This window comes from Arthrobacter sp. M2012083, assembly GCF_000281065.1.
Taxonomy (GTDB): Bacteria; Actinomycetota; Actinomycetes; order Actinomycetales; family Micrococcaceae; genus Arthrobacter.
The window spans coordinates 1-13,178 of record NZ_AKKK01000025.1; the positions used below are offsets into that span (position 1 = coordinate 1).

General features: G+C 63.8%; 9 protein-coding genes, 1 tRNA gene and 1 pseudogene. 6 read left to right on the forward strand and 5 right to left on the reverse strand.

Annotated features, from left to right (window positions below; translation table 11 throughout):
• Positions 1 to 77: 77 nt before the first annotated feature.
• Genes A477_RS0112235 through A477_RS0112245 form a run of 3 tightly spaced genes read right to left on the reverse strand, consistent with a single transcriptional unit; the run spans position 78 to position 5,120 of the window.
• Positions 78 to 2,573, reverse strand: coding sequence for a transglutaminaseTgpA domain-containing protein (locus tag A477_RS0112235; RefSeq protein ID WP_017199280.1), 2,496 nt, complete (start codon positions 2,571 to 2,573; stop codon positions 78 to 80).
• On the reverse strand, positions 2,570 to 4,018 hold the full coding sequence (locus tag A477_RS0112240; RefSeq protein ID WP_017199281.1) for a DUF58 domain-containing protein: 1,449 nt from the start codon (positions 4,016 to 4,018) through the stop codon (positions 2,570 to 2,572). Before A477_RS0112240 ends, A477_RS0112235 begins: the two co-directional genes overlap by 4 nt.
• 13 nt (positions 4,019 to 4,031) lie before the next feature.
• The gene (locus A477_RS0112245; protein ID WP_017199282.1) at positions 4,032 to 5,120 is read right to left on the reverse strand and encodes an AAA family ATPase; all 1,089 of its coding nucleotides are present in this window, start codon (positions 5,118 to 5,120) and stop codon (positions 4,032 to 4,034) included.
• Positions 5,121 to 5,316: 196 nt separating this feature from the next.
• On the opposite strand from A477_RS0112245, the gene A477_RS0112250 reads away from it, so the two are divergent.
• The 5 genes from A477_RS0112250 to A477_RS0112270 all read left to right on the forward strand — a co-directional run bounded on the left by A477_RS0112250 (position 5,317) and on the right by A477_RS0112270 (position 11,438).
• Positions 5,317 to 6,213 carry a TatD family hydrolase gene (locus A477_RS0112250; protein WP_017199283.1) on the forward strand — a complete coding sequence of 299 codons (897 nt, stop codon included), beginning with the start codon at positions 5,317 to 5,319 and terminating at the stop codon, positions 6,211 to 6,213.
• Between the two features lie 291 nt (positions 6,214 to 6,504).
• Positions 6,505 to 7,674: a resuscitation-promoting factor gene (locus A477_RS0112255; RefSeq protein ID WP_017199284.1), complete on the forward strand. Its 1,170-nt coding sequence runs from the start codon at positions 6,505 to 6,507 to the stop codon at positions 7,672 to 7,674.
• Between the two features lie 26 nt (positions 7,675 to 7,700).
• On the forward strand, positions 7,701 to 8,582 hold the full coding sequence (rsmA, locus tag A477_RS0112260; RefSeq protein WP_017199285.1) for a 16S rRNA (adenine(1518)-N(6)/adenine(1519)-N(6))-dimethyltransferase RsmA: 882 nt from the start codon (positions 7,701 to 7,703) through the stop codon (positions 8,580 to 8,582).
• A complete protein-coding gene (locus tag A477_RS0112265; protein WP_017199286.1) occupies positions 8,579 to 9,571 on the forward strand; it encodes a 4-(cytidine 5'-diphospho)-2-C-methyl-D-erythritol kinase in 993 nt (330 codons plus the stop codon). Before rsmA ends, A477_RS0112265 begins: the two co-directional genes overlap by 4 nt.
• A 34-nt stretch (positions 9,572 to 9,605) precedes the next feature.
• Positions 9,606 to 11,438 (forward strand): ABC-F family ATP-binding cassette domain-containing protein, encoded by a 1,833-nt coding sequence (locus A477_RS0112270; protein ID WP_017199287.1) that lies wholly within the window; start codon positions 9,606 to 9,608, stop codon positions 11,436 to 11,438.
• Positions 11,439 to 11,676: 238 nt separating this feature from the next.
• Here A477_RS0112270 and A477_RS22295 read toward each other — a convergent pair.
• Positions 11,677 to 12,074, reverse strand: a pseudogene (locus A477_RS22295) (VOC family protein).
• A gap of 144 nt (positions 12,075 to 12,218) precedes the next feature.
• Entirely contained in the window at positions 12,219 to 12,818 is a 600-nt protein-coding gene (locus A477_RS0112280; RefSeq protein ID WP_026005575.1) for a TetR/AcrR family transcriptional regulator, read from the reverse strand.
• 288 nt (positions 12,819 to 13,106) lie between these two features.
• Here A477_RS0112280 and A477_RS0112285 point away from each other — a divergent pair.
• A tRNA-Gln gene (locus A477_RS0112285) sits at positions 13,107 to 13,178 on the forward strand.

Genomic DNA, 13,178 nt, shown 5'->3' on the forward strand with positions numbered 1-13,178 from the left:
GCCCGGCCCCGGAACCACAAGTTCCGGGGCCGGGCCCCTTGCTGTCTATGGAGCGACTGTCTGTAGCGCGAGTGAACCTAGCGGCGCTGGGGGAGCAGACCCCTGAGCCGGTGCCACCACCGGGCAACCGCCCGGCCCATGGCCTTGCCCAGCCTTCCCACTGCCCGGAACGGTGCGCCGAGCGCATGGACCCAACGCTGCATCATCGACGGCGGCAGCCAGTCGGCGCGGAAGCGCACCAACCAGCGGGCGTTGTTTCGCAACGCCTCACGGACGACGGCGATGCGGCCGGCCGCTGCCGGCGCTGCCGCCGCCGGGCGACCGTAGCGTTGCCGTTCGAAGTCCGAGGTGAGGGATGCGACTGCTGTATGTGCGGCGTCGTCGAGTCCCCCCGTATCACCCAGTGCGGTGCTGGAACGCAGCCGGGCGGAGAAATGCCTGGGCGTTTCGCTGGGCGTTGAAGGCACACCGTAATCGGTGGCCAGGTCCTGCAATTCCGCCCACGCGAGTTCAGGGGCGGGATCCTTATAGCCCGGGACGTCGGCATCATCCGGAGGCTTTCGGTTCAGTCGACGCCGCCGGAGGACCGTCCGGCTCAGCCTCGGTGACCATAGGAATCCAGCAAGCAGCAGTACCCCGGCCGCTGCCGCGCCGATCGTGGGAAGCGGGTTAGCGGTGGCCGACCCTCCGGCGGGAGTCTCCACTCCGGGTATCGGTATCGGCGCTGCCGCCGGCGGTGCAGGGGTAGTGAGGACGTCCTTCTCATCCGCGTTGGTGCTGAGGTTCCCGGGTACTGAACTTTCCATCGCGTACTCGGGAGGGACGCCACGGGACGGTGTCGGCTCGAAGGGGACCCAGCCCAGGCCCTCGAAGTACAGCTCGGGCCACGCATGGGCATCCCGGGCGTCAACCTCGTACTCAGGGAAGGAACCCTGGCCCACCAGCGCCACCGACTCACCCGTGAGCCGGCCCGGAGCGTAGCCTACGGCGATGCGGCTCGGAATGCCTTCGGCCCGCGCCATGACGGCCATGGCTGAGGAGAAATGAACACAGTAGCCGCTCTTGACGGCAAGGAAGTCAGCCAGGACCGAGAGCCCGTTGCCGTCATAGCCGTTCTGCACGGGAGCCTGCAGGGAATACGTGAACTCGCCGGAACGCAGGTACTTCTGGAGGGCGAGCGCCTTGGCGTACTTGCTGCCCGCGGATGCTGTGACGGTATCGGCTGTTTGTCGCACAATGTCTGGAAGGTTGCCCGGGATCCTCAGGAAGTCATCTGAAATGCCCTGCGGGACGGAAGTGGCTTGGGACAGGGATTCTGATGTGATCTTGGGGGCTGCGGAGAAGACGACGTACCGTTGCGCGCGGGTGGTGGACTCCGTGCTCATGATGCTCAAAGTAGCCGGATCCCAGGTCCAGCGTCCGTTGAGGCCGTTCACGGAAGCCGGAGCATACGGGGCAGGGAGGTAAGGGCTGGTGAACAGGCCTGCGTTGACCGATGTCACGGCGTTGACCACCTCGCCCCTGACGGCGTACCCGGTCTCGATCCTGTCCGCACCTACGCGGCGCTCGGCTGCACGATCATCCGGAGCCCAGGTTTCGCCGTCGAAATGGTCAACGGTGACTGACCTCAAATACACGGGTGCGTCGGCGCTCGTGGCATACGTGATGCGGCCCGAACCGGTAGGACTCCTGAGGCTGTTGCCCAGGGTGATCATAGGGTTGAGCCCATTGGAGATGCCCCAAGGGCTGAGCCTTGAGCCCTGCGGAAAGGTGCCGGTCTCGAAACCGGGTATAGCCAAGGGCACGGTCATGGTCAATGCCAGCGCCAAGCCACCAGTGACAACTGATCGCTTAAACTGGCCGGCGCCGCGCCCCGAACCGGACTGGAGCCTGGCATCGGGGGCGAACCAGTGGCTGCACCCGAGGATGAGCAGGTAGCCCACGGCCGCGCCGATGAATCCGGCTACCCCCACGCTCTGCGGTTTGATGGTGGCCGGAACCACCATGACCGCCAGCAGGCCGATGCCGCTGGCCGCAGGCATGGAAAGCGGAACGGCCAGGGCATCGATGAGGATCACCAGGAGCCCAAGGCAAGCACACATGACGAAGACGATCCCGGCGTTGGGTGCCACTGGCGCGCTTTCGGACACCACTGTCTCGGCGGCCCGCTTAACAAGGCGTCCGACGGCGGTGAAGGTTTCGGTGGTGGGGATGAACCCCGCCAGGCTCTCCTTGCGGCAGAAGATGAAACTGAGCACAGCCGCCAACGCGGCAAAGGAGCCCAAAGTGGCCACCAGCGGCTGGGCCCGGAGTGCCCGGAGGACAGCAAGCGCCAGTGCGACCACTACCACCGTGGTGATCAGCGGCATGAACCAGGCCCAGCCCCTGAGGACACCGTTCAAGGACAGTCCAGCACCAAGGACAGCCACCGCCACAGAACCGGCCATGGCCCATGGATAGGGCCCTGGACCGGGGACCTGCGGCCGGGGCCGCTTGCCGGACGCAGGCGTGCTGGCCGTTCCGCCCGGTTGGGTTGGAGCGCTGGGGGAGCCTTGGTGGGATGTAGCAGTCATCGCGGCACCGCCGCCCCACGCCGGACATCCATGGCCGCATCGGCGGCTGCTACGATGCCGCCGGCATCGAAGGCTGACCAGGCAGCCGTCAACTGCGTCTTCGATGTCACAGCTGCTGCCTTCCAACCAGCAAGGCGCAAGATCTCAAGTACGTCGTCATTTGTCCGTGAGGCATCGGTCATTACCAAGGCAAAGGCGTTGGCACCATATCCGGCCGCCGGGGCAAGTGTCCTTGCCTCGGCAAGCGTCAGGTTGCCCACCAAGGCAAGCAGTGGACCGCGCAACCGGTGTGCTGAGAGTTTGTCCATGAGACGGTCGTTGAAAGGAGAATCGGCATTCTCCGTGCTTGCCAGGCCGGGGGAGCCCTCCTGATGTTCGGAGCTGTGCTCGGTCCTGTGGTGCTCCAGCCTGGTGTGCCTCGGGCCGCTTAGCTCCAGTGCCGCAAGACTTTCTGCGATGGCCTGAAGGCCGCCGACACCCGCGAACTCCTCCGCCTCCGGATCCGGCGCCGACCGCGAACGATGGAACGCAGGGCTGCCAAATGCGTCGAGGAGCCGCAGCGAATAGTTCCGTTCCGCCAAGTGCGCGGTAATGGACATCGCCGCCGTGACCATCCACTCGAAGTTCGTACTGGTGACAAGGTCCGAGTCCTCGTCATGGCTCCCGAAGACAGAACCGGTTCCGGCGGCAAAGGCGGTGAATCTCTGGTCAAGGATGAGTGTGGCCTCCGGGGTGGTCACCGACTCCTCCTGACGCACCATGAGCTGGCCATGGCGGGCAGTAGCCGCCCAGTGAACGCGGCGCATGGGATCACCGTGCCTGTACTCACGGGTCATGATGTCGTCGTCACTGGGATTGGCCCGGATACGGGTCGCCGTCACTCCATCGTTGCCCCTCGCGCCGGCCAGGCCCGTGACGGGAAGTTCGACGGCGGCAGGGGTCACGGTGAGGATGTCGCCGTCGTCAATTGCATGCCGCCGCAGTGACAAGCCGAACGGGTCACTGAACTCGGCAGTGACCGGACCAATCCTGAACTGTCCCCGTTTGCCCGAGCGCAGGTGATATTCGTAGCGGCTGGTCCCGCCGGAAGCTGATCGGGCAGGAAAGCGGAAAGCCGGAGGCTCGCCGAAGCGGGGCGGCAACTGTTCTTCCATGATGACGTGCCCCGTGGAATATGACGACCGGGCAACAGCGAGGCGAACGGTTGTGGTGCCGGACGTCTCCACCGTGGACGGATTGAACTCCCGGTACACCTGGAACTTGGGTTTGAGCACCCGAACGCCGGCAAGCGCCACCAAGGGAAGGAGAATCAACAGGACCGCCAGCGTCAGGAGATCGCGCCTGCCCATGACATAGGCGCACCCCAGAGAAAGGGCTCCGGCGGCCAGAAGCCCCCAGCCACGGTTGGTGAACAGGTGCTTGGGAAGCCGATCCATGAGCGCCATACCGGCATCTCTCCTAAACGCTGTGCCTGTCCCTGCGCCACGCGCCGGGCGGTTCCTGGACTACGGGCAGGGCAGCGAAGATGCCCCGGAGAATGCTCTGCGGCGTATCGCCCGAGCTCGCAGCTTTACGGTCCAGGATGATGCGGTGGGCGAGCACTGATTCGGCCACGTCCACGACGTCGTCGGGCAGGACAAAATCGCGGCCATCCAGTGCCGCCGTGGCCTTGGCGGCACGGAGCAGTTGCAGCAAGGACCGTGGGCTGGCACCAAGGCGGAGCCGGGCACTGTCGCGGGTCGCCCGTCCAATGGCCACGGTGTACTCCTTGATGGCAGTGGAGACATAAACCTGCTGGACGGTGGCGATCATGGCTGCCACCTCGGCTGCCGTGACCACGGGAGTCACCTTAATCAGGGGCGAGGACGCCTGGTGCGTCTCCAGCATTTCGATCTCTGCATCCTTGTCCGGGTACCCCATGGAGATCCTGGCCATAAAGCGGTCACGTTGTGCCTCCGGTAGCGGGTATGTGCCTTCCATTTCGATGGGGTTCTGTGTGGCTACCACCATGAAAGGCAATCCCAGCTGATACGAATGGCCGTCCACAGTCACCTGGTGCTCTTCCATGCACTCAAGCAAGGCGGACTGGGTTTTGGCCGAAGCGCGGTTGATTTCGTCGCCGATTACGATGTTTGCGAACACGGCACCCGGCCGGAACTCGAACTGTCGGGACGACTGGTTGTAGATGGACACCCCGGTGACGTCGGAAGGGAGCAGGTCCGGGGTGAATTGGATGCGGGACACCGTGCAGTCCACAGTGCGGGCCAGTGTCTTCGCGAGCAGGGTCTTGCCCACCCCCGGCACATCCTCCAGCAGAAGATGACCTTGGGCCAGCAGCACAGTGAGGGCGAGCTTGGCGGCGTCTGCTTTTCCATCGATGACTTTGTTGATGGAACCAAGGATGCGCTCGCTGGCATCGTGGAACCGTTCCGCGTCCATGACGTGCGGCCTGTGCCCGTTGAGCCCTGCGCCGTCACGCGGCAGGGGACTGTAAGCCTCGCCCTGAACAGGAGAAGGTTCAACGGTGACTTGTCGCTTGGACTCCATGGATTGCCCTTCAGCCGTGGCCTCCGCAGCAGCTGTCTTCGCTGAGTGCTGCTGGTGTTGGCCGCTTGTCCGTTCCAGACTACCCAGACATTGGCCCGCGCTAACATAGTGCTCCGGAATTTATGTGCCAAAGGGAATTCATGGCTCGCTCCTCCTGGGCGCCCAAGGAGGACCGCAGTCCGATTAAGGTGGAAGCATGTGCAATTCCCTCGCTCCGGCACCTTACCGGGCGCCTTCCGACGCAGCAGACGAAAAAGACTCACGCCGGGAGTACCCGCCAGCGCCCGAACCCCTGCCCGTTCCCGTGATGGACAATCACACGCATCTGGACTTCAGGCACGGCTTGATTGAGGTCTCGGTCCGGGACGCGATGGACTCAGCGGAAGCCGTTGGTGTGCAGGGCGCCGTTCAAGTGGGCTGCGACCTCGAATCGTCGCGATTCACGGTGCAAGCGGTGGAAGCTGATCCCCGGCTCCTCGGTGCCGTGGCAATTCACCCGAACGATGCTCCCGAATACGCGGCCCGTGGTGAGCTCGAATCGGCGCTCGCCGAGATTGAAGCGCTGGCCGGCCACCCGCGGATCCGGGCCATCGGGGAGACCGGGCTGGACTTCTTCCGAACCCACGGTGAGGGACTGGCGCATCAGCGGTACTCCTTCCGGCGACACATCGACATCGCCAAGAGGCTCGGTTTGACACTGCAGATTCACGACCGCGATGCCCACGACGACGTAGTGCAGGTCCTCCGGGAGGAAGGCGCGCCGGATCGTGTGGTGTTTCACTGCTTCTCCGGGGACGAGGAACTGGCCCGGATCTGCAACGAGAACGGCTGGTACATGTCCTTCGCCGGCACCATGACGTTCAAGAACGCCGGGAATCTCCGCGCAGCCCTGGCTATTGCCGAACCTGGCAGGATTCTGGTGGAAACCGATGCGCCGTTCCTCACGCCGCATCCCCACCGTGGGAGGCCGAATGCGAGCTACATGGTTCCATACACAGTCCGATCCATGGCTGACGTGACAGGAGATGACTTGGCCGGGCTTTGTTCGCGGTTAGCCGAAAACACCCTCAATGCCTACGGTTCATGGGCCTAAACTGCCTTCTTTGACAAGGAAGCGGGTCCACGGTCTGGATACCCGGTATGCACGATTCTTGGTTCGTTTATAACGGATCGGTTACTGTGTTAAACAAATAGCCGGGGTCGGGGAAGGCCTTCGGACAACGGCTCCGGTTGATTCCGGAGCAATAAGTTGAATGTTTTGTGGCGGCGCAGATGCCGGCAGCAAGTGTAGGACCAGGCTTTTTGCCTGGCCCTCCGTTTTTGCGGTCGGCATTACTTTTGCGCTTTTCCCCGTGCCCGGATGGTCTGAGAGTAATGGGCGATCGTGATCAAGTTCTTCACAACGGATGGCAAGTTCAGTTTCCTCAAAGTAGGTACCCAGTTGCTGGTGGTTGCAGCGCTGGTGGTTGGTGTCGTCGCTTTTGTCGGCAACAACAAGACCGTCACCCTCAATGTGGACGGCAAAGTGAGCTCCATCCAGACCTTCGGCGGCACTGTTGACCAGGTGGTCAAAGCAGCCAAGGTCGAGTTGAAGGACGCCGACCGCGTTTCCCCGGCCCTTGATGCGCGGGTCGACAACGGATCCGTAGTCAACGTCAACCTGGCCAAGGCCGTGTCCATCGAACTGGACGGCGCCCGCAAGACCGTGAACACTACGGCCCCCGACGTCGCAGGCTTGGTGAGCGAACTCGGTGTAGCAAGCTCCTCCGAAATTTCGCAGCCCAAGGAAGCGTCCTTGGAAGTCACCGGCTCCTTCGTTTCCATCTCCACTCCCAAGACCATCAGCGTGGTAGCTGACGGCAAGGACACCAGTACCACCACGACGGCGGACGACGTCGCCACCGTGCTCAAGGACACTGGAATCACCCTCGGTGCCAACGACCGCATCTCCCAGCCGGGCAATGCCCCCATCGTCCAGGACATGGTGATTAAGGTCTCCCGCGTGGACACCAGCAAGACCGCCGAAGCCACCGAAGAAGTACCGTTCGAAAGCGTGAAGAGTGATAGTGCTGAACTCTTCAAGGGCGAAGAGAAAGTGACCCAGGAAGGCGTGGCAGGGTCCTTGGTCAAGACGTTCAAGCTGGTCCTCGTGGACGGCCGTGAAGCTTCCCGCACCCTGGTTTCCAGCAACGTCGCCACCGAGCCGGTGACCGAAAAGATCAGCGTCGGCACCAAAGCCCGCCCCGTCCCGACCCCGGCCCCGCAGGCAGCAGCCGCAACTGCAGCACCCGCAGCCAGTGGCCCCACCGGTGCTCCGAACGAGGCCATGTGGGACCGGATTGCCCAGTGTGAATCGGGCGGAAACTGGTCCATCAACACCGGCAACGGCTACTACGGGGGCCTGCAGTTCTCCAGCCCCACCTGGCTTGCCAATGGTGGTGGAGCCTACGCTCCCAACGCCAGCCTTGCCACCAAGGCCCAGCAAATTGACATCGCCAACCGCCTCTACGCCAAGAACGGCCTCAGCGACTGGGGCTGCGCCCACGCAGCCTGACCCCGCACAGGCGATACGATACCTAGGTGACTGAACCGAATTCCGAACCCGCCGCCGTCGCGCCTCTGATGGGCGCCACAGATATCCGACGGCTCGCCGAGGAAATCGGTGTACGCCCCACGAAAACCCTGGGGCAGAACTTTGTGATCGACGGCAACACGATCCGCAGGATCGTGGCCGCAGCCAACATTGGCGACGACGAAACCGTGCTGGAGGTAGGCCCCGGGCTTGGCTCCCTGACCCTTGGTCTGCTGGACGCGGCCAAGGCTGTGGTCGCCGTCGAAATCGACCCCGTGTTGGCGGAAAAGCTGCCCGCGACTGTACGCGCATGGCGGCCCGGCGCGGAGGACAACTTCCACCTGGTGCTGTCGGACGCTATGAAGGTCACCGAACTGCCTGTGCCGCCCACCGCATTGGTGGCCAACCTGCCTTACAACGTGGCCGTTCCGGTGGTGCTTCACCTGCTGCAACATTTTCCCAGCCTCCAGCACGGCTTGGTCATGGTTCAGGATGAGGTTGCGGATCGCCTGGCCGCCAGGCCGGGCTCCAAGATCTACGGTGTCCCGTCGGTCAAGGCGGCCTGGTATGGCAACATGCGCAAGGCCGGCGTCATCGGGATGAACGTCTTCTGGCCCGCGCCGAAGATCCATTCAGGCTTGGTTGCGTTCACCCGGCATAACCCGCCGGAAACGCACGCCACTCGTGAACAGGTATTCGCTGTCATCGACGCCGCCTTCGCACAGCGGCGGAAAACGCTGCGCGCGGCACTCGCCGGTTGGGCAGGGAGCGCCTCCGAAGCTGAGCGGTGCCTCGTGGCCGCCGGAGTTGACCCCACGGCGCGCGGTGAGGTCCTGGACATTCATGCCTACGTCAAGATCGCCGAAGCCCGCCACCCCGCGGACGCATGAACCCGGGTAACCGCAAGCCAAGCAGCCTCCCGTTCGTGGGGGATCGCTTTCATGCCCGCACGGTTCGCGTCAAAGCCCCGGGCAAGATCAACGTCTCACTGAGCGTAGGACCGTTGCGGCCGGACGGATACCATTCGGTGGCCAGCGTCTACCTCGCCGTCTCCCTCTACGAGGAAGTGGCGGCCACAAGTACTGAGGCTGAAGGGATTACCGTCAGCATCAGCCCGGACAGCACGCTGGACTTGGACGGCGTGGACATCCCCTTGGATGAGCGCAATCTCGCCTACAAGGCTGCGGCCATCATGGCCGAAATGTCCGAGAAGCCAACCGGCGTGCACCTGGAAATCACCAAGCGTGTTCCGGTGGCCGGTGGCATGGGCGGTGGCTCTGCAGACGCTGCCGCCACACTGCTGGCCTGCGATGCGCTCTGGAACAGCGGCCTTTCACGCGAGGAACTCGCGCACTTGGCAGCCGAATTAGGCGCAGACGTGCCGTTCTCGCTCCTGGGGGGCACCGCCGTCGGGCTTGGCGTGGGAGATAAACTCTCGCCCGCACTGGCCAAGGCGCAAATGGATTGGGTACTGGTTTTTGCCGACTACGGACTGTCCACCCCTGACGTGTTCCGCACCCTTGACGGGCTTCGGGACTCAGAAGGCATCGAGATTCCAGAGCCCGTTGACGTTGACCCCACCATCCTTCAAGCCTTGCGGAACGGCGACCCCGAAACCCTCAGCCGCGTGCTGATCAACGACCTGCAGCGGGCCTCCATTACGCTCGCACCCCGGCTTCGCGACACCATTGGACTGGGTGAGGCGCGTGGTGCCCTTGCCGGAATGGTGTCCGGCTCGGGACCCACCATCGCCCTGCTTGCCCGGGATTCCGTCTCAGCCACGGTCCTTGCAGAAGAGCTGGGCCACCGTGGACACAATGCCTTGGCCGTTCACGGTCCCGTGCCCGGTGCACGGATCATCTCCGATACCCTCCTTTAGTACCCCGCATTCCAGCAGTAGAAAGTAGTACCCATTGGCCCACCTGCTTGGCGGCGAAAACCTCACCGTTTCGTTCGCGACCCGCACTGTCCTCGACGGCGTCACCCTCGGTTTGGAGGATGGCGACCGCATCGGCATGGTGGGGCGCAACGGCGACGGTAAATCGACGCTCATGCGCCTGCTCGCTTTGCGCTCGACGCCCGACTCCGGCCGTGTTACCAAGCGGGGAGACGTGAACGTCGGCTATCTGGATCAAGGCGACGTTCTCGACGGCGACCTCACAGTAGGCGCTGCGATCGTCGGCGACCGTGCGGACCACGAATGGGCCGCCAACGCGAAGATCCGCGAAGTCATGGGCGGGCTGGTGGGCGACGTCGACTGGCACGCCAACGTCCATGCCCTATCCGGTGGCCAAAAGCGCCGTGTTGCGTTGGCCAAGCTCCTCATCGAAGACCACGACGTCATCATGTTGGACGAACCAACCAACCATCTCGACGTCGAAGGCGTGGCGTGGCTCGCCCGGCACCTCAAGACACGGTGGCGCGCCAACCAGGGTGCGTTCCTGGTGGTCACCCACGACCGCTGGTTCCTCGACGAAGTCTGCAACTACACCTGGGAAGTCCACGATGCCATGGTGGACATGTTCGACGGCGGGTACGCAGCCTACGTTTTGGCGCGCGCCGAGCGCGACCGCATGGCCGCCGTCGTCGAAGGTAAACGGCAGCAGCTCGTCAAGAAGGAACTGGCGTGGCTTCGGCGTGGTGCGCCTGCCCGAACGGCCAAGCCGAAGTTCCGGATCGAAGCTGCCAACGATCTCATCGCCGACGTACCCGATCCCCGCGACTCCGTGGCCCTCAGCAAAATGGCCACCGCGCGCCTGGGCAAGGACGTGTTGGACCTCGAGAACGTGAGCCTCGATTTTCTCGGCGGGGAGGACGGGCAGAAACTTTTCGACAACATCACCCTCCGCTTGGCGCCGGGCGAAAGACTGGGCCTGGTGGGCGTCAACGGTGCCGGCAAGTCCACGCTCCTGAAGCTGCTGAACGGAGAAATCCAGCCGAGCTCCGGCAAGGTCAAGCGCGGCAAGACCGTTGTCACCGCAGTGCTCACCCAGGACGTCAAAGAGCTCGACGAAGTCTCGGACCTGCGCGTCATTGAGGTCATCGAACGCGAAAAGCGATCCTTCAGCGTGGGCGGCAAGGAATTCACCGCCGGCCAGCTCGTGGAGCAACTGGGATTCACCAAGGAAAAGCAGTGGACACCCGTCAGCGACCTCTCAGGCGGTGAGCGTCGTCGTCTTCAGCTCCTGCGCCTGCTGGTAGGGGAGCCCAACGTCCTGATGCTCGACGAACCCACCAACGACCTCGACACCGACACCCTTGCCGCCGTCGAAGACGTCCTGGATGGCTGGCCCGGGACCTTGGTTGTGGTGAGCCACGACCGTTACCTCCTGGAACGCGTCACCGACAACCAAATGGCACTGCTGGGAGACGGCAAGCTCCGAGGCCTGCCCGGCGGTGTGGACCAGTACCTCGAATTGCGCGAAGCTGCACTGGCTTCGGGCGCTGTTGGCGGCGGCTCAGGTGCTCCCACTTCTGCGAGTGGTGGTACGTCGTCGAGTGCCGCTCCGGCCGGTGCCAGCGAAGCCGAAAAGCGCGAAGCCCGCAAGGATCTCAACAGGATCGACCGCCAACTCGGCAAGATCTCCCAGCAGGAAGAAAAGCTCCACACCCAGATGGCAGCCAAGTCCGAATCCGGTGACTTCGATGCCTTGGGCGAACTCAATGCCAAGCTGCAGGAACTCCTCGAAGAGAAGGAAGGCCTGGAACTCGAGTGGCTGGAGGCCGCCGAAATCCTCGGCGAGTAAGGCGCGCGGCCGGCCGCAGACATCCCCTGTGTGCTGCTCCTTCGCGATGCGTCCTTAGCCGCCGATTACCACCCTCTCTCACGTCCCGAGGGTTTGGGGTGGGCCGTCTCTCACGTCCCGAGGGTTTGGGGTGGGCCGTCTCTCACGTCCCGAGGGTTTGGGGTGGACCCTCTCTCACGTCCCGAGGGTTTGGGGTGGGCCGTCTCTCACGTCTCTAGGGTTTGGGGTGGACCCTCTCTCACGTCCCGAGGGTTTGGGGTGGACCCTCTCTCACGTCCCGAGGGTTTGGGGTGGACCCTCTCTCACGTCCCGAGGGTTTTTGCGCTTGTTCGTAGCCTATGAGCCAGTGCAGGCCGTGGCGGTCCACTACCTGGCCGTCTGATGCGCCCCATGGTTTCGGCGCAAGTGGGTCACGATTCGGCCCCCGTCGGCGAGCTTGTTGAACCATTCGTGAAGGACTACTGGTTCGGCTGTTCCCAGCAGTGAGAGCATGACTCCTTCGGCGCGGATGCTCTTTTCGCCGTTTGAAGTGTCAGATCCGCCCACTGAAACCACCCCGCCGAAGATCTCCGCCTAGAAACCAAGCGGGTCACGAGCCGTTCCCGGGAAACTCACATAGATCTGCGGTGCGGTCATGAGCACATCCTACAAAGTACCAAGCACTGGGAGGTGAGCGGGGGATGCCCGGAAGGCGCCGGGAGGTGAGAGAGGGTGGGGCTCAAGCAGGTGGGAGGTGAGCGGGGGATGCCCGGGAGGCGCCGGGAGGTGAGAGAGGGTGCGTTAGCCCTCGGAGCGGAGCCCGGGCTCTTTTTGCAGCCCGGTCAGGCCGTTCCAGGCCAGGTTCACCAGGTGAGCGGCAACAGCCCGTTTGTCGGGGGTGCGGCTGTCCAACCACCACTGGCCTGTCATGGCCACCATTCCCACGAGCATCTGCGCGTACATGGCTCCGTCCGCGGCGCTGAATCCACGCCGCGCGAATTCGTCGGAGAGCAGGTGTTCCACCCGGGCCGTCACATGGGTGAGCAGCGTGGAGAAGGCGCCCTCGGGTTGTGAAGGCGGGGCGTCGCGCACGAGGATCCGGAAGCCGTCGGTGCGGTCTTCGATGTAGCCAAGAAGTGCCAACGCGGCGCGTTCGACCAGTACGCGGGGTTTGGCTTCGGTGCTGAGGGCCTCGGTGATGGAGTCCAGGAGGATCCGGAATTCGGTCTCCACAACCTGGCGGTACAGGCCTTCCTTGGAACCGAAGTGTTCGTAGATCACGGGCTTGGAGACTCCGGCGGCCGCAGCGATTTCCTCGATGGTGGTGCCATCCAGTCCTCGGGCGGCGAAGAGGGCACGACCGATACCGACGAGTTGTGATTTCCGCTGCTGCCCCGTCATTCGTACGCGCACTGCCGGGCCGCTGGCGACGTGCTCTGCGGGCTCGGAGGCGGCCGCCGGCCGGGGGAGTTCAGTGCGGTTGCTCACGTGTCCATCATGCCCTAAGTGACTGCTGGAACGGGCGCAGGGCGGGTCTTGCGGGGGCGGAATTGTGCATCCCGGAGTGGCCTCGGGGTGGTCAAGTCGCGAAGCACGCATTGGTCATGGCAAACTAGATTCTTGTGTGTGCATCCCGGTGATCCGGGAAACCCTCCGGGCCGCAAGATCCGGGGGATGAATCATGCACGGTCCGCTCTGGTGTAATGGCAGCACCCCGGCCTTTGGAGCCGTGGAGTATAGGTTCGAATCCTATGGGCGGAA

Excerpts from the sequence above, each read along its gene's own strand:
- A477_RS0112280 (WP_026005575.1), bottom strand. The coding sequence starts at position 12,818 with ATGACGGGGCAGCAGCGGAAATCACAACTCGTCGGTATCGGTCGTGCC.
- A477_RS0112245 (WP_017199282.1), bottom strand. The coding sequence starts at position 5,120 with ATGGAGTCCAAGCGACAAGTCACCGTTGAACCTTCTCCTGTTCAGGGC.
- A477_RS0112235 (WP_017199280.1), bottom strand. The coding sequence starts at position 2,573 with ATGACTGCTACATCCCACCAAGGCTCCCCCAGCGCTCCAACCCAACCG.
- A477_RS0112240 (WP_017199281.1), bottom strand. The coding sequence starts at position 4,018 with ATGGCGCTCATGGATCGGCTTCCCAAGCACCTGTTCACCAACCGTGGC.
- A477_RS0112265 (WP_017199286.1), top strand. The coding sequence starts at position 8,579 with ATGAACCCGGGTAACCGCAAGCCAAGCAGCCTCCCGTTCGTGGGGGAT.
- A477_RS0112250 (WP_017199283.1), top strand. The coding sequence starts at position 5,317 with ATGTGCAATTCCCTCGCTCCGGCACCTTACCGGGCGCCTTCCGACGCA.